Origin of the sequence: Kitasatospora sp. NPDC087861 (assembly GCF_044742585.1) — a bacterium.
Taxonomy (GTDB): Bacteria; Actinomycetota; Actinomycetes; order Streptomycetales; family Streptomycetaceae; genus Kitasatospora.
Genome location: NZ_JBIUUS010000023.1, coordinates 100432 through 121892 on the forward strand (window position 1 = coordinate 100432; position 21461 = coordinate 121892).

Annotated in this window: 15 protein-coding genes and 2 CRISPR repeat arrays; of the genes, 6 read left to right on the forward strand and 9 right to left on the reverse strand. The window is 72.0% G+C overall.

Annotated features, from left to right (window positions below; all coding sequences use genetic code 11):
* The first annotated feature begins 271 nt into the window (after nt 1-271).
* Nucleotides 272-2254: direct repeats of the CRISPR family, unit length 29 nt; unit sequence CGGCTGACCCCCGCGGGTGCGGGGAGGAC.
* Nucleotides 2255-2874: 620 nt separating this feature from the next.
* The 3 genes from ACIOJE_RS29080 to ACIOJE_RS29090 are packed head-to-tail and all read left to right on the forward strand — an operon-like array spanning nt 2875 to nt 6578.
* Nucleotides 2875-3144, forward strand: coding sequence for a hypothetical protein (locus tag ACIOJE_RS29080; protein ID WP_400780109.1), 270 nt, complete (start codon nt 2875-2877; stop codon nt 3142-3144).
* Nucleotides 3137-6319: an ATP-binding protein gene (locus tag ACIOJE_RS29085; protein ID WP_400780111.1), complete on the forward strand. Its 3183-nt coding sequence runs from the start codon at nt 3137-3139 to the stop codon at nt 6317-6319. Before ACIOJE_RS29080 ends, ACIOJE_RS29085 begins: the two co-directional genes overlap by 8 nt.
* Nucleotides 6320-6341: 22 nt before the next feature.
* Nucleotides 6342-6578 carry a hypothetical protein gene (locus tag ACIOJE_RS29090; protein ID WP_400780113.1) on the forward strand — a complete coding sequence of 79 codons (237 nt, stop codon included), beginning with the start codon at nt 6342-6344 and terminating at the stop codon, nt 6576-6578.
* Nucleotides 6579-6621: 43 nt separating this feature from the next.
* Here the strand turns inward: ACIOJE_RS29090 and ACIOJE_RS29095 are convergent, their stop codons facing one another.
* On the reverse strand, nt 6622-6903 hold the full coding sequence (locus ACIOJE_RS29095; RefSeq protein ID WP_280685525.1) for a hypothetical protein: 282 nt from the start codon (nt 6901-6903) through the stop codon (nt 6622-6624).
* Nucleotides 6900-7181 (reverse strand): hypothetical protein, encoded by a 282-nt coding sequence (locus ACIOJE_RS29100; protein WP_280685526.1) that lies wholly within the window; start codon nt 7179-7181, stop codon nt 6900-6902. The genes ACIOJE_RS29095 and ACIOJE_RS29100 overlap by 4 nt, the downstream gene beginning before the upstream one ends.
* Before the next feature lie 526 nt (nt 7182-7707).
* A CRISPR array of direct repeats spans nt 7708-8774; the repeat unit is 29 nt; unit sequence CGGCTGACCCCCGCGTGTGCGGGGAGGAC.
* A 404-nt stretch (nt 8775-9178) separates the two neighbouring features.
* Here ACIOJE_RS29100 and ACIOJE_RS29105 point away from each other — a divergent pair.
* Nucleotides 9179-13159 carry an AAA domain-containing protein gene (locus ACIOJE_RS29105; protein WP_400780116.1) on the forward strand — a complete coding sequence of 1327 codons (3981 nt, stop codon included), beginning with the start codon at nt 9179-9181 and terminating at the stop codon, nt 13157-13159.
* Between the two features lie 280 nt (nt 13160-13439).
* On the opposite strand, the gene ACIOJE_RS29110 is transcribed toward ACIOJE_RS29105, so the two are convergent.
* The 7 genes from ACIOJE_RS29110 to ACIOJE_RS29140 form a co-directional block, all read right to left on the reverse strand.
* Nucleotides 13440-13766, reverse strand: a complete 327-nt coding sequence (locus ACIOJE_RS29110) for a deoxyxylulose-5-phosphate synthase (protein WP_280685529.1) — start codon at nt 13764-13766, stop codon at nt 13440-13442.
* Nucleotides 13767-13922: 156 nt separating this feature from the next.
* Entirely contained in the window at nt 13923-14081 is a 159-nt protein-coding gene (locus ACIOJE_RS29115; protein ID WP_400780118.1) for a hypothetical protein, read from the reverse strand.
* A gap of 202 nt (nt 14082-14283) precedes the next feature.
* Nucleotides 14284-14763, reverse strand: coding sequence for a hypothetical protein (locus ACIOJE_RS29120; RefSeq protein WP_400780120.1), 480 nt, complete (start codon nt 14761-14763; stop codon nt 14284-14286).
* A 58-nt stretch (nt 14764-14821) separates the two neighbouring features.
* Entirely contained in the window at nt 14822-15436 is a 615-nt protein-coding gene (locus tag ACIOJE_RS29125) for a hypothetical protein (RefSeq protein ID WP_400780122.1), read from the reverse strand.
* Nucleotides 15433-17202: an alpha/beta hydrolase gene (locus ACIOJE_RS29130; RefSeq protein WP_400780124.1), complete on the reverse strand. Its 1770-nt coding sequence runs from the start codon at nt 17200-17202 to the stop codon at nt 15433-15435. The genes ACIOJE_RS29125 and ACIOJE_RS29130 overlap by 4 nt, the downstream gene beginning before the upstream one ends.
* Nucleotides 17202-17591, reverse strand: coding sequence for a hypothetical protein (locus ACIOJE_RS29135; RefSeq protein WP_400780126.1), 390 nt, complete (start codon nt 17589-17591; stop codon nt 17202-17204). Before ACIOJE_RS29135 ends, ACIOJE_RS29130 begins: the two co-directional genes overlap by 1 nt.
* An 819-nt stretch (nt 17592-18410) precedes the next feature.
* Complete coding sequence (locus ACIOJE_RS29140) at nt 18411-19157, reverse strand: hypothetical protein (protein WP_280685535.1); 747 nt, start codon at nt 19155-19157, stop codon at nt 18411-18413.
* Between the two features lie 551 nt (nt 19158-19708).
* Between ACIOJE_RS29140 and istA the strand changes: the two genes are divergently transcribed.
* Nucleotides 19709-20977 carry an IS21 family transposase gene (gene istA / locus ACIOJE_RS29145; RefSeq protein ID WP_400780129.1) on the forward strand — a complete coding sequence of 423 codons (1269 nt, stop codon included), beginning with the start codon at nt 19709-19711 and terminating at the stop codon, nt 20975-20977.
* Nucleotides 20977-21384 (forward strand): ATP-binding protein, encoded by a 408-nt coding sequence (locus tag ACIOJE_RS29150; RefSeq protein ID WP_400780131.1) that lies wholly within the window; start codon nt 20977-20979, stop codon nt 21382-21384. Before istA ends, ACIOJE_RS29150 begins: the two co-directional genes overlap by 1 nt.
* The last annotated feature ends 77 nt before the right edge of the window (nt 21385-21461 follow it).

Here is a 21461-nt window from a genome sequence, read left to right on the forward strand (position 1 = left end):
TCCGCGCGGCGCCGCGAGACCCGAGGGCCCACGAGGGCAAACAAGCGCCCCACGATGCCGCCGGACGACGTCCCGGTGGCGCTGGAGACCGAGGAGGACGACATGACCCCACAGAAGAACCCGCCGCCGGCCGAGTAGGCACCGCCGCTCCCTGGCCGCCGTACGGCGGTCCGGCTGGCCAGGGCCTACCCGTCTACCCGTGGAACAGACGCCAGGTCGACACGACCAGCGATTGACCGATGGCGATCAGGTCGTCCAGGTTGGGCGGTGTCGGCTGACCCCCGCGGGTGCGGGGAGGACTCCAGAACCCGTACGAGCATGACCAGCGGGTGCGGCTGACCCCCGCGGGTGCGGGGAGGACCCGGACCGGCTGCCGCCGACCACCCGGCCGGCCGGCTGACCCCCGCGGGTGCGGGGAGGACCGCCCCCTCACCGACCAGGAGACCGGGCGCCGCGGCTGACCCCCGCGGGTGCGGGGAGGACGGTACTCGGTCAGTTGGGTCATGGTCTGTCTCCGGCTGACCCCCGCGGGTGCGGGGAGGACGTCGCCCATGGAGATCTTCCCGGCCTGGAACTCGGCTGACCCCCGCGGGTGCGGGGAGGATCAACTCGCCTACGCGGCAGCGCTGTCGAGAACCGGCTGACCCCCGCGGGTGCGGGGAGGACGCCCCGCCCAACACCGCCGTCTGAATACGCCGCGGCTGACCCCCGCGGGTGCGGGGAGGACAGCCCGGTCCGCGGCGCTTCCGCGATCCTGAGCGGCTGACCCCCGCGGGTGCGGGGAGGACATCCGGGTCACGTAGACGCGCCCGTTGATGATCGGCTGACCCCCGCGGGTGCGGGGAGGACCTGCCCGGCGGCGGCCGCCACCGTGGCCTGGACGGCTGACCCCCGCGGGTGCGGGGAGGACCGTCCAGGCCGCCCCCCGGCGAGGCCGGCGAGCGGCTGACCCCCGCGGGTGCGGGGAGGACGCCTTCGGGAAGCAGCCCATCCGCTGGTACGACGGCTGACCCCCGCGGGTGCGGGGAGGACTACGAGCTCGCCGAACGGATCGGAGCGGGCGGCGGCTGACCCCCGCGGGTGCGGGGAGGACGACGACCCCAGTCTGAGTGGTCGGACGTGGACCGGCTGACCCCCGCGGGTGCGGGGAGGACTTGGCGTCCCGCTCGGTGTCATCGTCCACCTTTGGCTGACCCCCGCGGGTGCGGGGAGGACAGCCGGTGCAGCAGGTCCATCCGGTCCGCTTCCGGCTGACCCCCGCGGGTGCGGGGAGGACTACGAGCTCGCCGAATGGATCGGAGCGGGCGGCGGCTGACCCCCCGCGGGTGCGGGGAGGACATCACTATCCTGCTGCCGGTCTTCGTCGCCAACGGCTGACCCCCGCGGGTGCGGGGAGGACAAGCACCGCACCCCTGGCACGGGTGGCCCGTACGGCTGACCCCCGCGGGTGCGGGGAGGACAAGCACCGCACCCCTGGCACGGGTGGCCCGTACGGCTGACCCCCGCGGGTGCGGGGAGGACGAATCAGGGTCGCCTCGTCCACGTACGCCAGGCGGCTGACCCCCGCGGGTGCGGGGAGGACCGGCTCAGCCGGGCGAAGGGCACCATTCAGCTCGGCTGACCCCCGCGGGTGCGGGGAGGACGCGACCATCAGCACTGGCCCCGCCGACCTCGACGGCTGACCCCCGCGGGTGCGGGGAGGACGCGCCGAACTCCGCTGGATTGGCGGCCCGCTCCGGCTGACCCCCGCGGGTGCGGGGAGGACGGGTGCGCTGGGCCGCGAGGCCCTTCCCTACGCGGCTGACCCCCGCGGGTGCGGGGAGGACGCCCATGGCCAGAAGAGGCGGAGGGTGTTTGACGGCTGACCCCCGCGGGTGCGGGGAGGACCGACGACGGTCTCTTCAACCGTCGCGACCGCACGGCTGACCCCCGCGGGTGCGGGGAGGACACCGACTCCAGCCGCCAGGGGATGAAGATGTACGGCTGACCCCCGCGGGTGCGGGGAGGACGGAGCGCGAAGACCGGGCGCGGGCCGAACGCGAGGGCTGACCCCCGCGGGTGCGGGGAGGACCCGATGATCCGGCCGGAACGCGGGCAAACGTCCGGCTGACCCCCGCGGGTGCGGGGAGGACCCGTACGCGATCTCGGTTGCTACCCGCAGGTGCGGCTGACCCCCGCGGGTGCGGGGAGGACAGACCAGCTGACCGAGGAGCCCCCGTCATGACCGGCTGACCCCCGCGGGTGCGGGGAGGACCCTTCGCGACCTGGGGCGTTGTGGTGGCTTTGTCATTTCTTTGCATAGCTTGGCGCGTTGTTGTGCGGACGTTACAACGTCGCCGTTTGAGCTGTTGAGATGTCAAAGGGCTTGCGAATCATCCCACGTGTCGGTGACATGGGGAGCGGTAGCCCCACACGTACGGTTCGCTGTCGTCGGGCGGGCGAACCGGCCAGTAGCTGTTGTCCGAGCAGTTTCGTGAGTGCTGAGAGGTGTGGGTTTGGAGTCGCTGGGGCGGGTCGGATTCGGTCGAAGCGGGTGCACGAGGCCGTGAACCGGGCGACGTGAGGTGCGTGGAATCAGAGCCGGCGTGGGCCCGATCGGGAACAGCTCGCGCTCCCCGTGGCGGTTCCGGACGTGGCGGTTGCGGCTGGTGTCTCCGGCAGTTGAGCCGGATGCGCGCCAGGTGTGGCGTAAGGATCTGTCCGGGCCGGTTGCGGACGTGGACGAGTACCGCCACAAAACAGGCCGATTGTGCCGCGATGGTGATCATTTAGGAGTACATGGCGAATGTACTGCATATTTCCCTGACCAGCCTTCAGGTGTAGGATGCCGAACCCGCAGCTCTGTGTCGAGGGCAGAAACAAACGGGGGCAGACATGGCTCGTGCATGGGAAGTAGATCCTTCCGTTTCGTTCGAGAAGCGCCTGGGGAAGTCCGCGAAAGAGCTCGGGGTGTCCGAAGGCCGGAACGAATGCCCGGACATCTGGCAGCTCTCGAACGGTGACATCGCCGTGATCGGCCGGGACCTCACCGAGAACTACGGCGGCCGGCTGCCCGAAGACGTCGTCATCGGCCCTGACGAGCGGCTCGTCGTCATCCCCGGCCTCATGCTCCGCGCGGCGAAAACGGACATCGCGGATGCCTGATCGGCAGGCCCCCGAGCTGCGGTCCGAGTGGGGCGAGAGCCTCGCCCGGCAGGACTACAAACGCGACTTCCGTGAGCGGGATGCGCAGGTCCGCGGCCGGGACTCCTGGAAGCTGGAGCGGCGCCAGCACTTCGAGGAGCAAAGCAGCCCGAGCTGGGAGGCCGTCCTGCGCGGCGACTGGGACGAGGCGCTGCGGCTCCTCGAGAACAGGCGCGAGGCGCTGCTCGAGATCGGCCGGGAGGACGAGGAGCGCCAGTCCTTCTTCCACCGCGTACGGGTGGTCGAGAAGCCGCTGACGGCCTATCTGCAGTGGGAGCTGCATTCGCTGCGGATCCGCGCCGAATGCGGCGAGAGGATCAGTATCGTCAACGCCGAGGCACTGGCCGATTCCGAGGAATTCGGGCCGCTGCCGGAAATCGTCATTCTCGGCGGTCGCACCCTCTACCAGGTCCTGTATTCGGCAACAGGAATCCCAATCGGCGCGATCCGCTACACAGATCCCGATATCGTCCTCCGCTGGGAGAACTACATCGAGGATCTCCACCGGACAGGTGAAGACGTGCTGACCTACTTCGACCGTGAAGTGGCGCGCCTTCCCCCGCCCACACAGAAGCGGAGCAACGTGGCAGACGCGCACAGTGGGAGCAGCGGCGGACCCGGGAGCACGCGTTCCGCGCTGTCCGGATCGTCGGCCCACGACGTCGTCCAGGCAAGGGACATCAGCGGAGGCGTCCACTTCCACAGCACCGCGGACCGCGAGAACGCCACCCCGACACCCCGCCAGCTGCCGGCCGACGTACGCGGCTTCGTCAACCGCGTCGACGAACTCCGCCTGCTCGACGCCATCCTGACCGAGGAAAGCAAGGACCCGGCCGACGCCCACGTCTTCGTCATCGCAGGAACCGCAGGTGCCGGAAAGACCTCACTCGCACTGCACTGGGCCCACCAGGCTCGCAGCCGCTTCCCCGACGGACAGCTCTACGTCAACCTGCGCGGCTACGACCCCGGCCGACCCGTCACCGCCCAGGAAGCACTCCACCGCTTCCTGACCTCCCTCGGCGTCCACACCCAGTCCCTCCCGCAGGACCCCGACGCAGCCGCGGCCCTCTACCGCTCCCTGCTCGCCGAACGCCGTGTCCTGATCGTCCTCGACAACGCCGCCACCGTCAGCCAGGTCCGCCCCCTCCTGCCCGGCAGCGCCGGCAGCCTGGTCGTCGTCACCAGCCGCAGCCGCCTCTCCGGCCTCGCCGTCCGCGACGGCGCCCGCCGCCTCACTCTCGGCACCCTGCCCGAACCCGAAGCCGTCGCCCTGCTGCGCACCGTCACCGCGGGCCACCGGCCACAGGACGACCCAGCCCAGCTCACCGAACTCGCCCGGCTCTGCGCCCAACTGCCCCTGGCCCTGCGCATCGCGGCCGAACGCGCCGCGAGCCTGCCCCACATGGGACTGGACGACCTGATCTCCGACCTGCGCGACGAATCCGCCCTGTGGGACGCCCTGAGCGTGGGAGACGACGAGGACGCCGACGCCGTCCGCACCGTCTTCGCCTGGTCCTACCGCGCCCTGCCCGACCAGGTCGCCCGCCTCTTCCGCCTCCTGGGCCTGCACCCCGGCCCCGACTTCGGACTCCACGCCGCAACCGCGATCGCGCATCTGACCACCAGCCGCACCCGCCAGCTCCTCGACTCCTTAGTCGGCGCCCACCTCGTCGAGCAGACCGCACCGGACCGCTACCAGTTCCATGACCTGCTGCGTGCTTACGCCACCGACCAGGCACAGAACGAGGAACCACCCGCCGAGCGCCAGGCCGCACTGCGGAGAGCCCTGTGCTGGTACCTGCACACGGCCGATGCCGCTCAGCCATGGCTCCGCCCGGCGGAAGCCCGCCTCCCGCTCGCACCACTGCCGGACGGAGTCCAAGCGCTGGCCTTCACCGACTACAACGCCGCCGTGGACTGGGCCGAACGCGAGCGCGCCAACCTCCTGCAGGCCGTCCGAACCGCCTCAACAGCCGGAGAAGACCACCTGACCTGGCAGCTCGCCGCCGTGCTCTGGAACGCCCAGGCCCCCTCGGCACCGGGCGCGGACTGGCTCCCGGCCGGAAAAATCGGCCTGGCCGCGGCGCAGCGGCTCGGCAACGACACCGCCCAGGCCCTCCTGCTCACCGACCTCGGCATGGGCCACACCCGGACCAACTCCCTCGACGAGAGCCTGGAACACCACCGGAAGGCGCTGGCGATCTGGCGCGACCTCGGGGACCGGCTCAACGAGGCGCACTCCCTCAACCTGCTGGGCCTGGCCCACCTGCACAAGCGCCAACTAGGCGAGGCGGCAAAGTACTTCGAGCAGGCACTCGCCGGCTTCCGCCTACAGGGCGAGCATCACTGGGAAGCCACCACACTCGCCAACCTCGCCAGCGCCCACTACCGCGCCGGACGCGCACAGCAGGCCACAGCCGCCGTTCACCAGGCACTCGAGGCCTACCGCACATCGGACAACCAGCGCGGCGAAGGCAACGCCCTGCGCCTGCTGAGCGACCTCCAACGCGAGGAAGGCGACCGGGTCGGGGCCCTGACCTCGGCACAAGCGGCCCTGGACATCGCCCTGAGCCTGCGGGACCACCGACTGGAAGGCTTCTGGCTCCTCACCCTCGGCGACGCCCAACGGGCCAACGGACACCACACCGACGCCCTGGACTCCTACCAGCGTGCCGCCGTACTCCACCGCCGCCTCGGCGACCGCAGCCGCGAAGCCCTCTCCTGGCATGGCAGCGGCGAAACCTACCGCCACCTCGACCGCCACACGGAGGCATCCGCCTTCCTCCGCCAAGCCGCCACCGCCCACCACGAACTCGGCGACACCTGGCACGAGGCCCTGGCCCTCGACGCCCTCAGCGCAGCCCTGCTCACCGAGAACCCGCGCACCGCACGCCGACACCGGGAGGACGCCCTTGCCCTCCTGGCCGGCTACGACGATCCACGGGCGGTCGCAACGCGTGACCGGATCGAGCGCGAACTGGAGACGGACCGGCCCACGACCTTCATGCGGCCGACCCCCGCAGACGCGGGGAGGACAGTCAGTCCCACAACAGGTCCTCCTCAGGCATCGGATGACCCCCGCGGGGGCGGGGAGGAGCGGCCGTACCCGTCCGCGCAGGGCGGCGACCACGGCTGACCGCCGCGGGTGCGGGCTGCTGGTGCTGTCCGTGCTGTCGGGGGCGGTTTCGCCGTTTCTGCAGATCGCGTTGTCGACGCACTTCGTGCTGTTCCCTCCGGCCGCCCGCCGGCGCCTGCTGACGGTGGACCTGGCCGTGATCCGCACGTGCGGGACGGTCTCGATGCCGTTCGTCCCCGGGCCGAGGCTCGGCCCACAGGCCGGTCGCCCGGGCCAGGTCGCGGATGGCCTGCTCGAACAGCGGCCGGACAGCGCGTAGACGCTTGTTGTAGGCGGGCCGTTCGGACAGGTGGGGGGAAGCGTCAGTCCGCGCGCAGGATCCGGGACACGTAGACCCGGGGCGGATCCTGCCCCTCGTCCACCGCATACTCCACCAGTCCCAGATCCCTGCGTAGCGGCGCCGAGTGCATGCCGGGCCGTCCGGGGACCGGCATGCTCAGGTGTGGGAAGGGGTTCTCGCGCAGGTCGACGAGGAAGGCGACGACGGCGGAGAACACCTCGGCCGGTGTGCCGGGGTCGCCGAGGAACTCCTCGACGGCCGGGGAGACGGTGATCGGGTCGTCCTCGTCCGGGAACTCGCTCACAGGGCCCCGAGACGACGCAGGACCGAAGCGGCCGAAGCACCGGGAGCGGTGCCGGCCTGGACGTCGGCGTGGATGCGGTCGCCCTCGGGGTCGCGGTACAGCTGGGCGCGCAGCCACCAACGCCGCAGGACGCCACCGATCGTCTCGTCGTCGGCCTCGCCCATCTCCCGGTAGAACTCCATCCGCTGCGCCGGCGGCAAGGCGGCGGCGACGGCGTCCTGGGTGCGCGGGATGGACTGCTGGTCGTCGTGATGGCCGTGCAAGGGGGCGGCGCTCACCGTGTCCTCCAGAGGCTCTCGTACGGGCGGGACCGGTAACCAGTGTCCTCCCCCGGCAGCCACGGGTGGTAACCGGCCCTGTTGACGTGGCGATGCGCCGTGAGGTCTCACTGCACACGCCGGGCTGGCTGGTTTCGGGCACGACGGAATCGCTCTGACTTGGATCGCGCGGGCGACAGCGCGGACGGTGCAGCGGGCCCGCTGTTGCGGGCCGCCTCGGCCTGGCCTGTTTCGGCGGTTTCAACGTTCTCAGGCGCTGCAGTGTTAGTTTCGGGTGCGACCAATGGCGTACTCTCGCTGACCCCCACCAGCGCCGGTACGGGACCTGGGAGCTGTAGCCAGAGCGATCGGCAGCGCCGGGGAGCGCAGCGCGCGCTGGTGGCCGTGCAGGCTGAGCGCCGCGTGCTCCTGGCGGTGCTGCTGTCCTGGAGCGGGGCGCCGGCCACCCGATGGCGGCCGAAGCAGGTACGGCTGACCCCCGTGGCGGAGAGGAGTCGCACAGTTCCCGCGCCGCCACGTGGCGAGCCAGCTGACCCCCTGCCGGTGCGGGGAGGACTGGGTGGCCCAGATGGGCCTCCCGACGCTCTACGGCTGACCCCCGCGGGTGCGGGGAGGACGACGCCACGGAGCCGCTCGCCGAGATCCAGGCCGGCTGACCCCCGCGTGTGCGGGGAGGACGCCATGCGCCGACCGGAGGGTGTCTTGCAGGGCGGCTGACCCCCGCGTGTGCGGGGAGGACGCGTCGGTGGCTGGTCGGACGCCCTGCTCAACCGGCTGACCCCCGCGTGTGCGGGGAGGACAGCACCTCGCCCGAGCGCCGGACCATGGCCTGCGGCTGACCCCCGCGTGTGCGGGGAGGACGTCACGAGCGGCCGGAGGGAGCGGCGGAGGTCCGGCTGACCCCCGCGTGTGCGGGGAGGACAAGCACCGCACCCCTACGACGGGTGGCCCGTACGGCTGACCCCCGCGTGTGCGGGGAGGACGCCGGGGCCAGCGGCATGAAGTCCTGCCCGGCCGGCTGACCCCCGCGTGTGCGGGGAGGACCGCATCAGGTCGTCGCGCACCTCCTGGTTCCACGGCTGACCCCCGCGTGTGCGGGGAGGACACACGGCGTCTGGCGGTGGACGCACGACACGCCGGCTGACCCCCGCGTGTGCGGGGAGGACGAGAAGACGACACGGCGGGAGCTGTCCCAGAACGGCTGACCCCCGCGTGTGCGGGGAGGACTGACCCCCCGGGGGCAGCCCCGGGGGTAGTTACGGCTGACCCCCGCGTGTGCGGGGAGGACATCCGCCACGACGCCCTCGACCCCGCCCACCGCGGCTGACCCCCGCGTGTGCGGGGAGGACATCCGGGACCAGTCCGGGTCGCCGGGCTCCTCCGGCTGACCCCCGCGTGTGCGGGGAGGACACGCCGCCTCCTCCACTCCGGTTGACTCAACCCGGCTGACCCCCGCGTGTGCGGGGAGGACGACCTGTACAGCCACCTCGGCTCGCGCGGCATCGGCTGACCCCCGCGTGTGCGGGGAGGACCCCCCCACCGGGCGGCCCGTTCCGCATTCGGACGGCTGACCCCCGCGTGTGCGGGGAGGACGCTTCCTGACCTGGGGCGAAGTAGCGGATTTGCCATTTCTTTGCCATCGGCCCGATGTGCCGTTGCGTGAACGTGGTGATGCTGCAGACGCTCTGTTGAGGGGTCAACGTACTGGGGACATCGTGTCACGTATCAGCGCCGTCGGGACGTGGCGTGCCTGGCGCGTGAGCTGGGGTGGCTCTATGTGTGTGGCCCCCGGCGTCGGGGGTCGGTTGCCACGGCCGTCCGCTGGCGGATGCGGACGCCGTCGGGCCCGCCGCCGGCCTCTGACCTGGGTACTCGGCTTGCCCGCCGCCGGTCCGGTAGATTCTGCGGCCGGCTGATCGGCACACGAAGCGGCTGGGAGCCGCGGGTTCGACACGGGGGGCAGTGGGGTGCGGACCGGACAGGGGCGGGACCGGCGGGTGGCAGACCTGTTGGAGTGTTGGCGTGCCATCGAGTTGTTCAGCCCGCCGACCATCCCGGAGGTAGCGCGCAGACAGCGCACCTCCAGGCCCCGTGCCTCCGACACGTATGTCCTGGACCTGACGCCGGCCGTCGGCCAGGTGGCGCCGTCGCTGCCGTGGGCGTCGGACCATCCGGTGACGGCGGCGTGGCGGGCGCCGCGAGGGATGGTGTGGCGGCACGAGGTGTACGGCGGGGTGTTCGACCTGGAGCTGTTGCGCCAGGCGATGATCGCGGTGCTGCCGGAGGGCACCGACCCGTACCCGGGGGTGCCGCCGGAGGAACTGGTGCTGTCGGGGCAGAGCGCGATGTTCGCCCTGGTCCTGGACGAGCACGGGCGGCCGATCGAGGGCACGTCCGTCATCTCCGCGTGCGGCTGGGCGACGGGCCGCCTCTTCGATCCGGGCCCGTCGACGACCGGGTGGCTGGACGGCTTCGAGGAGCTGGGCGAGGCGTTCGAGGTGGCGGTGGGGCGGCTGACCGCCATCCCGATCCCCTACACGACCGGGCACTCTCGCCCGCCCGGCCCTCCACCGCAGGCCGCCCCCGCGGGCACCGAACCCGTGCCGCAGGCCGCCGCCCCGGCGGGCGGCTGGCGGCAACTGCTCGCGCAGGTCCTGGGCGGCGCCGCCGTGGCGGCGGTCGGCGCGCTGTTCGGCGAGGTCGCCGGCGCAGCCCTCCAGGGGGCGACGGAACCGCTGGTGCGCCGGGTCGCGGACTGGGCGGCGGCCCGCCGCCCCGCGCGCGAGGGCGTCGACGAGGAGCGCTCGCCCGTCCCCGGGGCGGCCCCGGCGTCGGCGGAGCCCGCCGCCGACGTTCCCCCGCCCGACCACGGGGCCGACACGGGCCCGCGCCCCGTCGCGTTCGCCGACCTCGTCGCGTTGACCGCCCAGATCGCCCACCTGTGCGGCGTCCAGCACCGCCTCGACCCGCGCGTGATCCGTGTCCGCAGTCGGCTCGTCCACCGCCCGCGCGACCCCAAAACCAAGCCCACCGCCGCACAGCCGTTCCTCAACAGCCTCCTCCCACCGGACCTCGCCCGGGTCCGCACCGGGCTCGGGGACGGCCTCGGCCCGGCCCTGGACGCCTACCTGACCGCACTCCGGGACATCGCCGTCCACACCCGTACCGACCTTCGCCAGGACCGTCGTACCGTCCTGGCGGGCGTCGACCCCGCGCTCGTACCCGCCGGCCGCTGGCCCGCCAAGGCGGGGCACCCGCTCGCGCTCAGCCAGCAGTTCGCGGTCAACCGCATGCTCGCCGACCGCGCCGGAACCGACGGCGGCCTGTTCTCGGTCAACGGCCCGCCCGGCACCGGCAAGACCACCATGCTGCGCGACCTGGTCGCCGCCCTCGTCGTCGAACGGGCCACCGTGATGGCCTCCTACAAACGGCCCGAGGAGGCGTTCGTCGGCCGCCCCTGGCGCGGCAGGGACCGCCAAGGCGTCCACCCGCGCTTCGTCTCGGCACTCGACCCGAGGCTGACCGGCTACGAGATCGTCGTCACCTCCTCCAACAACGGCGCCGTGGAGAACATCACCGCTGAACTCCCCGGCGCCGCCGCCCTCGACGACCACTGGCACGGAGGCCCCGACCACTTCTCCGACCTCGCCTCCGCCCTGCTCGGCGGCGCACCCGCCTGGGGACTGGTCGCCGCGGTGCTCGGCAACAAGGCCAACCGCAAGGAATTCGGCGAGCGCTTCTGGTGGGGCCGCCTGCCCGAGGATGAGACCACGGCCCGCACCGACGCGGGACTCCCCCCGCTGCGCGGCATGCACGCCGTCCTGAGCGACTGGATCCCGCCCCGCACCCCGGCGCCCGCCCGCACCCCGCGCGACCGTCGCACCGACCCACCCGACACGGCTACCGCACCCACCGCACCCGCCCAGCCGATCCCCTCCTGGCGCCAGGCCGTCGCCGCGTTCAAGGCGGCCCAGGCCGAAGTCGAACGCCTCCGCACCGAGCGCGTCCACCTGGCCGCCGCCCTGGCGGACACCGGGTCAGGACGGAGCCGACAGCGCATCGAGGCCTTGCGGGCCGCCGTCCGCCGCGCCGACGAACACGTGGAAGCCGCCGAAGCCCGCCACGACGCCGCCACCACGGCCGCGGTCACCGCCGGCAGCGCGACCCTGGCCGCCGAAGCCGCCCACCGCACCGCCGCCCAGCGCGTCCCGCAGGCCCGCCAGGCACTCGCCGCCGCCCGCGCCAACCTGTCCACAGCCCGCGAACGCGCCGCCCACCACCGCCGGCACGTCGACGCCCTGACCGCCCGCCACGAGGCACCCCCCGTCGCCGAACCGGGCCTGCGCTCCGGACTGCGCCGACTACTCCAGACCACCGCCGAACGCCAGGCCGCCGAACAGCAACGCGAACGCACCCAGGCCGAGATCCTCGAGATGCTCGTCCAGCAGCGCACCGCCCTGGAGGACGCCTACGACCACATCGCCCGGTGCGCACACGCCGAGGACCTCGCCGCAGCCGACCTGCACGACCGCTCCACCACCGAACTCGCCGCCGTCACCGCCGTCACCCGCGCCCAACGGCACGAGGACACCGCCCGCACCGAGGAGTCCGCCGCCCACGAGGCCGTCCGGCAGGCCCGGCGCGAAACGGACACCACCCAACGCGACCTCGAGACCGCCACCGCCGACCTCGACGCCGCCCACCGCCTCCTGCGCCAGGCGTCCACCACCCTCCCCTCCCTGCCCCTGGACTGGACCAGCCTCGACGACCACGACCAGGAACTCGGCTCCCCCTGGTCCGACGAGGCCTGGTCCACCGCCCGCAGCGACCTCTTCCTGCGCGCCCTCGACCTGCACCGCGCCCTCGTCGCCGGCACCGCCAAGAAGACCCGCGGCAACCTTCAGGTCCTGATGGAACTCATGGCGGGCACCAGCGGCCCCGTCCCCGACGAGGAGGTGCAGCGAGCCTGGCAGACCCTCTTCCTCCTCATTCCCGTCGTCTCCACCACCTTCTCCTCCATCGGCACCATGTTCGCCCGCCTCGGCCGCGGCTCCATCGGCTGGATCCTCGTCGACGAAGCAGGCCAGGCCACCCCGCAAGCCGCCATCGGCGCCCTCTGGCGCGCCCGCCGCGCCGTCCTCGTCGGAGACCCCCTCCAACTCGAACCGGTCGTCACCATGCCCATCGCCCTCCAACGCCGCCTCCTGCGCGCCTACGACGTCGACGACGAATGGCTCCCCTCCGCCACCTCCGCCCAGGCGGTCGCCGACCGCGTCAACCGCTACGGCACCTACCTGCCCGCACCCGCCGGCGCCGACGACGACACCGTCTGGGTCGGTTCACCCCTGCGCGTCCACCGCCGCTGCGAAGACCCCATGTTCACCGTCAGCAACGACGTCGCCTACGGCGGCCTCATGGTCTACGGCACCCGCCCCCAGAGCTTCCCCGACCCCGACCGCGACGACCTCCTCCCCAGCCGCTGGCTCAACACCGACGACCCCGCCCGCCCAGCCGACGCCCCCTGGGGCGACCGCGACCGCCGCGCCCTCACCTTCCTCCTCGACCAGCTCGACCGCCACGGCGTCACCCCCGAACGCCTGCGCATCATCGCCCCCTTCCGCGCCCTCGTCACCGAGGCCCGCGACACCTGCCACGGCCGCGCCCACTGGACCTCCGAACTCCTGGACGAGCGCTGCGCCACCGTCCACAAGGCCCAGGGCAAGGAGGCCGACGTCGTCATCCTCGTCCTCGGCGGCAACCGCCCCGGCGCCCGCACCTGGGCCGCCCGCACCCCCCACCTGCTCAACGTCGCCGCCAGCCGCGCCAAACGCCGCCTCTACGTCATCGGCGAACGCGCCCTCTGGGCCCCACTGCCCCACTTCGACGTCCTCGCCGCCGAACTCCCCGGCTACGACCACGTCCGCGACCGCGACACCTGGCCCCTCGCCGACCCCGAACCGTCGGGCCCGCCCGAGTAGCCCGGCACGCGGCCGCACACCTGTCCCCAGGGGGGACGGGTACCGGGCATGAGGTGGGGTCGGCGCCGACCCTCTACGCGATAGGAGGCGCGCCTTCCCGGCTCCAGGGGCCACTGTGGTGTCGCCATCCCGAGCACGCCCCGCCGCCGTCACCCGGTATCCGCGCACACGGATCCTTGCGCGTCCGTCAGGTGTGCGCCTCTCGGGGACGGTCTGGTCCCCGCCGGCATCAACGGGTCCGGCCGGCGGCGCAACGAGGCGCGTCAGGGGTGGTGCCCGATCAGGGTGCACGCCGCACGAGGGCCTTGGCCACGGGCTCGCCGGTACGCAGCGCATGCGTCATCCGCTCCCGCACCTCGCGCGGCGTGCGGGGTCGGTACCCGGGGCCGCCACAGCAGCTCTTGTGGAAACCCACGCCCGCGTTCACCAGCACCGAGAGCGTCCGCCAGGCCGCGATGTCCCGTCGCCGGGGTGCGGCGAAGGCCGACCCCACGTGGGCCAGCGGCTCCGAGCAGCGCGGGCAGATCCGCCGCCGTTCCCTGTCGTAGGGCTGCTTGTACGAAGCCCGGCAGGGCAGGCAGACGTACGAGGTCTTCGCATGGGCCATGCCACCAGCGTAGACGTCGCCCGCGACGGGTTGACGGGCTTCAGCGGCCGTGAACGGGCGAAGGGAGCCGAGGGGCCGCCTGACGGGTCCTTACGTTGTCGGTGGGTTGATTCCGATTACTCGTAGGACCGGGAGACCCGGCGATGACGGGTGCGGTCACACGAAGGTCCCGGCCGGGCCGAAGTCGCGGAAGGCCACCTTGGCGACGACCGCCTTCCCGTCCAGGACCATCCGCTCCTCGACGTAGCGGGTGCGGCCCTGCGCGTCGATCCACTGGTCGAGGTCGATGCCCGTGAGGCCCTGGACCTTTGCCATGGCGTGGGTCGGGGCGGACGCCTGGGCGAGCTGGTCCGGGTCCAGACGGCCGGAGAGGTGGCACCCCCACGGCCCGTCTCGGGCTTCGGCTGACCCCCGCGGGTGCGGGGAGGACGGGCTGGGCATCGCCTCGGCCGCGCTGGCCATCGGCTGACCCCCGCAGGCGGGAGGAGGACCCTCCCGGCACACTGCCGGCGGCGGTTCAGTGCGACCAGAACGGGTCCTCGTACCGGGGGAGGATGTCGGGGCGTCCGTCGGGCAGGGTCGGCTCGGGGACGTAGGTGCCGAAGGGGTCGCGGTTGCGGATGACGGGAATGGGGCCGACGCCGGCCTGGAAGGTGATGTTGCCCGCGGCGCCGACGAGCAGGCACACGCCGTACCCGGCGGGCGTGGAGGCGAACATGGCGGGCTGGCGGGGGTTGACGGCGGTGATCCGGTATCCCCGGGCCTGCCAGCCGCGTTCGGTGATGCCCAGCAGCGCGCCGTACTTGGACGGGGCGACCTTGGTCATGACGTACCGGTCGCGGGTGGCGGTGGCGTAGCCCAGGGAGTGGTCGTCCGGGCCCGCGGTCCGTTCGGTGGAGCACGGCCATCCGTCCCGGTACCGCAGCGGGGGACGGATGGCGGACATCGCCTCGTCGAGGAGCGCGTCGAGTGCCTGGACGGCCTGTTCGGGGGTCATGGGGATGGGGAGGCTTTCGGAACGAGGAGGCGGGAGGCGATCCGGCGGGGCGCGGCGGTCAGATCGACCAGTACGGGTCGTCGTACTTGGGCAGGACGTCCGGGTTGCCGTTGGCCATGACCGGGTCGGGGGTGGGGGTGCCGAACAGGTCCCGGCCGTCGGGCACCGGGACGGGGCTGACGGTGGCTCCGATGTCGATGTTCCCGGCGGGATGGATGGTGACGCTCACGCCGTAGCCGTCCGCCGTGGTGGCGAACAAGCCCTTCAGGTTGGCGGGCCCCGTGTCGATCCGGTAGCCCTTGGCCTGCCAGGTGTCGCGTACCGCGGCCAGCAGGGCGTCGTATTTGCCGGGGGCCACCTTGGTCATCACGTGGCGCTCGCGGGAGGCCGCGGCGTAGCCGAGGGAGTGCTCGTCGAGGCCTTTGGAGTACCGCACGGTGGCCTGCGGCCAGGCGTCCCAGTACCGCAGCGCTGGCTGTACGCCCGAGGTCGTCTCCGCCAGCAGGGAGTCGAGCTTCTGCAGGGCCTGGGCGGGCGGGATGAGCGGGCCCGGAGTCTTCCCCTGGCTCTGGCCGGGGCCCGCCCCGGCGCCGGCGGTGCAGGCGGTGGCACCGAGGGCGAGGACGGCGAGGGCCGCCGACAGACGCGGGGCGGGGCGGGAACGGTGGTTCATCGGTGGTCCTGCCTCGTGACGTGGTCGTACTGTCCGGCCAGGATCTGGCCGATGTTGTTGACCGATTCCAGGGTCTTCGACTCCGACTCCTTGGGGTCGGTCATGTAGTTCGAATGGGAGTCGAAGGACATCTCCGGTCCGTCGGCGACCGCGAAGCGATTGGCACCGAAGTCCCCGCTGGCCGGGTCCTGACCGAACCACAGCTGGTTCTCGGGGCCGAACCAGTCGTACATCTTGTCGGCGACGTAGCCGTTGACGACACTGCCGATCGGACCCGCGATCATGCCCCCCTGCTGCGCGCCCTGGATGTCGTTGGCCACGCGGCCCTTGGACGGCAGGTGGCTGACCGGGTCGTTCTCCGCGTCGCCCACCCACACGTGGCTGGGGTCGATGTGCAGCTGCGAGGCCCGCTGAGCGCCGGTGCCGGGGGAACCGACGAGGATGATGTCGTCGGCGCCGGTGCCGCCGCTCATCTGCGCGCCCAGGCCCACGGTGGTGGAGCCGTAGCTGTGGGCGAGGGCGACGAGGTGGGCGGGCGGCCCGTCGTGGGTGGCGCGCAACCCGGCCATGAACTTGTCGTAGGCGGCGCCGCCCTTGGTGGCGCGGTCGGTGTCCATCACCTCAAGGGGCCGGGTGTCGCCCTCCTGGAGCTTCTCCAGGCCCGGCGGCGGGTCGTAGCCGAGCCACACCATCGACGCGAACGTGGAGCCGGCATCGGCCTTCTGCGCGGCGTTCAGCACGTTCAGGGCGCGGTCGCCGTCCTTGCCGCCGACATCGCTGAGCTTGGTGCCCAGCCCCGGCACGTACGCGCTGACGTTCTTCGCGGTGTCCGGGTTCCCGAAGGCCAGGATGCCGCGGCCCTGCCCCTCCTCGCTGATCCCGATCAGGAGCCTCGGGGGCTGCTTGTCCCTGTCCGTCTCCAGGCGCTTGCTGATCGCGAGGAACCCGTTGAGCTTCTGCTTCTCGTCGTCCGTCGGGTTCGGCTTCTGCTGGTACTTGGTGATGAGGTTGGCCAGGTTCAGCTGGTTGGCCTGGTCCCGGACCACGGCCGGGATGCCGTCGCGCATGCCCAGCAGGTCCGGGTGCCCCTCGATGAGCCGCTGCTGCTCGGCCGAGGTCAGGCTCCGCCACCAGGAGTTGACCTCGGTCGGCGAGGCGCCGGCGGGCGGGAAGCCGGCGGCCATCAGGTCGACGCCCTGCTGCGTGACGGCCTTCAGGTCGGCGGCCGCCTTGTCCGTCTCCAGCCCCGTGCCGTTGCGGGCGCGTTCGGTCAGGGAGTTCAGGAGCGCCGAGATCTTCTGATCGGCGTTGCCCGCCTCGGTGACGGCGCCGGAGATCCGGTTCGCCAGCGCCTTCGCCCGCTCGGGGATGTTGTAGTCCGGGTCGTTCTTCTCGGCCTTGGCCGGCGCCGGCCAGGACACCGTCCCGTCGTCGGCGACCGTCAGCCCCAGGTCCTTGGCCTCCTGCAACGCCACCTGCAGCTTGGACTGCGCCAGCAGGAAGCTCTCGGAGGCCTCGCGCAGCAGCCCGGACGCCGCCGACATCTCGGTGTGCGCGGCGTCCAGCCGATTGCTGGTGCGCTGCAGCGAGGCGTTGGCGGCGCCGGCGGCGTTGCCGACCCAGTTCGCGTTGAAGACGTGCTTGAGGACCTCGTGCTGCATGTTCTGGACATGCTTGCCGAAGTTGGTGGCGAGGGTGTCGTAGGCGGTCGCCGCCGGCGCCAGGCCGGACAGGTCGGCGTCGCGCAGCTGGGCGAGACTGACCATCAGCGCGTCCCCTGCGGGAACAGCCCGGAAGGCTTCAGACCCGAGGCGCCGTTCTTGTCCGCGTTGCGGTAGTCGGTCGCGGTCTGGCTCAGCTTCAGGGCGATCCCGTCGACCTCGGAGGCCAGCTTGTTCAGCAGCTCCTCCCACGCCGCGGTGCAGTTGTGCAGCGAGGCGCCGACCTGCCAGCCCGACAGCGCGGCGACCGCCGTGTCGGAGGGCTGATGGATCGCCTTGAGCTCGCCCGGCATCGCCTCACCGCTCTCCTTTGCGGCCTTGGCCGCCAGGTCCAGGTCGGCCGGATTGACCCCGAAGGTCGGCCCGAGCGGCGGCGCTGCCGTCGGAGGGGCGAAGGGCCCTCCCGGCCCGTCCGAGCCTGCGTACGCGTTCATGGATTCCGGTCCCCCCTGTCAGCCGGCCTGCGCCCGCCCACGGATCGGCATGGTCGTGGCTGTGCTGCGGTGTGCATCACCGCACGTCCGAGCGATTCATTCGTGCAGGTGAACGTAGCAGACCGCGATCATGACCCATCCGAGCGGACCGGTCACGCGGACCGCTAACGATGAGCCGTACCGCGCCGCCGACCGCGTGCAGCGGCTACCAGTGGCGTGCGACAGTGGGCGGTCGGCCGCGAGGCACGGGGAGGACGGCTCGAACGCGGGATACGGCTGGCCCCCACGAGGCGCGAGGGAAGGCGCCTCAAGCCCGTGGCTACGGCTCGTGCCACGCCCGCGGACGGGGAGATCGCGTTGGATCGCGGTCTCAAGACGAGCCACTGCGCCTTCCGTGACAGACCCTTGGCCGGCCGGAAGCCCGTGCGGTGGTCGGCCGAGTCCACCCGTACGGACACTCGATCACGCCGGGGGCTGTTGCCGCTTTCGTGCAACTGATTCCCTTCTGTCCGGCACGGCACGGCACGGCTCGGCTCGGCGCGGCTCTTGGCGGACTGGTAGCAGTCGGTGCCGGTCTCGATGAAACCGCCGAACGGGAGGCGCGCTCACAACTCACCCACGAAGCCCACCGGACCCGGTCCTCGGCGCGACGCAACCGCTCAGCCCCGCAGCGGGCCCGGGAGAACATCCGGCACGGAGGAAGCCGCACCGATCACCCGCGTCGACGAGGTCACTGCGCCCTGACCGCTGCGGGCGCAGCCTCGGTTCTGGTGGGGCCTGCCCGATGAACGGTCCCGCCGGACGTCGTCGTGGTGGCAGCTACCCGAGGTTCTCCGCGACGTGGATGAGTTCCTGGTCCGAGAGTCGTGGGGGGCCGCCGGTGGTGACGACGAAGGTGTAGGTCCCGTCCGACCAGGTCAGCGAACGGGGCCCGTCATGAGGATCCGGTTGCGTGATGGTCGCAGGGTGGCCCTTGACGCCGGTGGCCCGCCCGGTCGGTGGTGTGCTGTTCCGGAGAGTCTGGCTGATGATCAGGGACCCCTGTTCAGGGTCCGTTCCCAGCCGGTATCCGCTGGCCCAGGCCGGGGTGTCGGTCGGGAGCGGGGCCAGGCCGGGCAACTCGACCATCCTGCCCGCAGGATAGGGGTAGTAGTTCTCCGGCAGGAACGCGGGCCGGAGAAGGTTGCGCTCGTCGAAGTGGATGACGGGCTTGCCTGTGGCGTCGTTCAGCGCCCTGGTCCCGAGCGGTCTGTTCAGGTGGGTTGTGATCCGTCCGATGCCGCCTGGGTCGCAGAACCCCGGGGGGACGGTGTGCCGCAGGGAGACCTTTACTGTGCCGGCGGTCTCGCGGGCCACGAGTTCGGGCTGCTTCTCACAACCCCAGCCGATGCTGAGTGTCAGGGTCTGGCCGTCGGAGCTGACCAGCAGCAGCTGGCCGGCCACGGGGCCTTCGTAGACCTTGGCTTCCGGGTCCTGGTTCAGCCACGCGTCGACCGCGAAGCCGCCACCGAGAACGGCGACGGCCGCCACGGCGGTCAGCCGATGCCGTCGCCCGAGCTTCGACATCTGACGGACGGTACCTCGCTTCACAGGCCCTCCCCCGGCGGTTACGGCCATGCTTGCGACACGGTGCGTGCGGAGTCAAGCGAAAACGGGAAACGGTACTTACGCGTCAAAATGCCCCGTAAGTACCGACTTGACTTGCGAGAGAAGGAAGATCGCCGGCGGCCGCACTCGGAAAACGTCGTAAGCGTGCGGCTGGTGGACATTCAGGCAGTGCGAACAAGCCACCCTCCCCCCGGCTGACCCCCACAGGTGCGGGGAGGACTCCCACTCGATGGCGAACAGGCCAGTGGAGTCCGGCTGACCCCCGCGGGTGCGGGGAGGACAGGAACGCCCCCGCGTACGCGCCGGCCTCCTCCGGCTGACCCCCGCGGGTGCGGGGAGGACCGCCGGCCTGGGTACAGCACTGCTCGGCGAGACGGCTGACCCCCGCGGGTGCGGGGAGGTGTCGGCGACGGGTGAAACGAGGACCACGGACGGCGGATCAAAAGCGGGTCACTGCGTGATCTCTTGATCATCCTGACTTCACTGGTACGGGAGTCAGGAGGAAAGAGGTGATCGGCGTGGAGGACTGGGCCGAGATTCGCCGGCTGCACCGGGCCGAGGGTCTGTCGGCACGGGCCGTGGCCCGGCAACTGGGGATCTCCCGGGGCACCGTGGCACGGGCCCTGGCCTCGGACCGGCCGCCGGTCTACCAGCGCCCGTTGAAGGGATCGGCGGTCGACGTCTTCGAGCCGGCCATCCGCGAGCTGCTGAAGCAGACGCCGACGATGCCGGCCACGGTGATCGCCGAGCGGATCGGCTGGACTCGCGGGCTGACCATCCTCAAGGAACGCGTCCGCGAGCTGCGGCCCGCCTACCTTCCCGTGGATCCCGTGTCGCGGACGGTCTACCAGCCGGGTGAGCTCGCCCAGTGCGATCTGTGGTTCCCGCCGACGGACATCCCGCTGGGTTACGGGCAGACGGGACGCCCTCCGGTGCTGGTCATGGTGGCTGGCTATTCACGGATGATCACGGCTCGGATGCTGCCGTCCCGGACCACCGCCGACCTGATCGATGGGCACTGGCGGCTGCTGTCCGGCTGGCAGGCCGTCCCGAAGATGTTGGTCTGGGACAACGAGAGCGGCGTCGGCCAGGGAAAGCTGACCTCGGAGTTCGCGGCGTTCGCCGGCCTGCTCGCGATCAGGATCCGCCTCTGCCGGCCCCGCGACCCGGAGGCGAAAGGCCTGGTGGAGCGGGTGAACGGCTATCTGGAGACCAGCTTCCTGCCCGGCCGCACGTTCGCCGGACCGGGCGACTTCAACACCCAGCTCACGGCATGGCTGCAGATCGCCAACCGCCGGCACCACCGCACGATCGGCTGCCGGCCCGCCGAACGCTGGGAAGCCGACCGGGGCGCGATGCTCACCCTGCCACCGGTCGCCCCGCCCCACTGGTGGCCCCAGAGCATCCGCCTGGGCCGCGACCACTACATCCGCGTCGGCACCTGCGATTACTCCGTCCACCCTCGCGCCATCGGCCAGCAGATCACCATCCGGGCCGACACCGAGGAGATCACCGCCACCACCCGCACCGGCGAGACCGTCGCCCGCCACGCCCGCTGCTGGGCCCGGCACCAGACCATCACCGACCCCGAGCACGCCGCCGCGGCCGAAACCCTGCGCGGCCAGGCAATCCACCAGCGTGCCTCCCGCGCCCAGGCCCGCGGCCTGACCGCCCTCGCCCTCGAGGACCTGGGCATCGAGGTCGAACAACGCCAGCTCGGCTCCTACGACCGCATCTTCACCCTCATCGAGGGCGGCGCCGGCAAGGAGGACACCTGATGTCCCGCACCTCCGCTCCCAACACCACGACCGCCACCGACACACCGACGGCCCAGACCGGCCGACAGACCACTGCCGACCTGGCTTTCCTTTCCCGCGCGATGAAGGCGCCCGCCCTGCTGGACGCTGCCGAACGCCTGGCGGAGCGCGCCCGCACCGAGTCCTGGACCCACCTCGAATACCTCGTCGCCTGCCTGCAACGCGAGGTCTCCGCCCGCGACAGCCACGGCGGCGAGCAACGCATCCGAGCCGCCCACTTTCCCTCGGTCAAGACCATCGAGGAGATCGACGCATCCCACCTGCGGGGCATGACACGCCAACAACTCGCGCACCTGGGCACACTGGACTTCATAACCGCCCGCGAGAACGTCGTCTTCCTCGGCCCGCCGGTTATCAACGGGGCCTGAGCCGCTCTCTTCTATGTCTGCGACGAGCGTGACCGGAGCCGTCTGGTCTCGTTGTTGAAGTGCTATCAGCGGGAGTT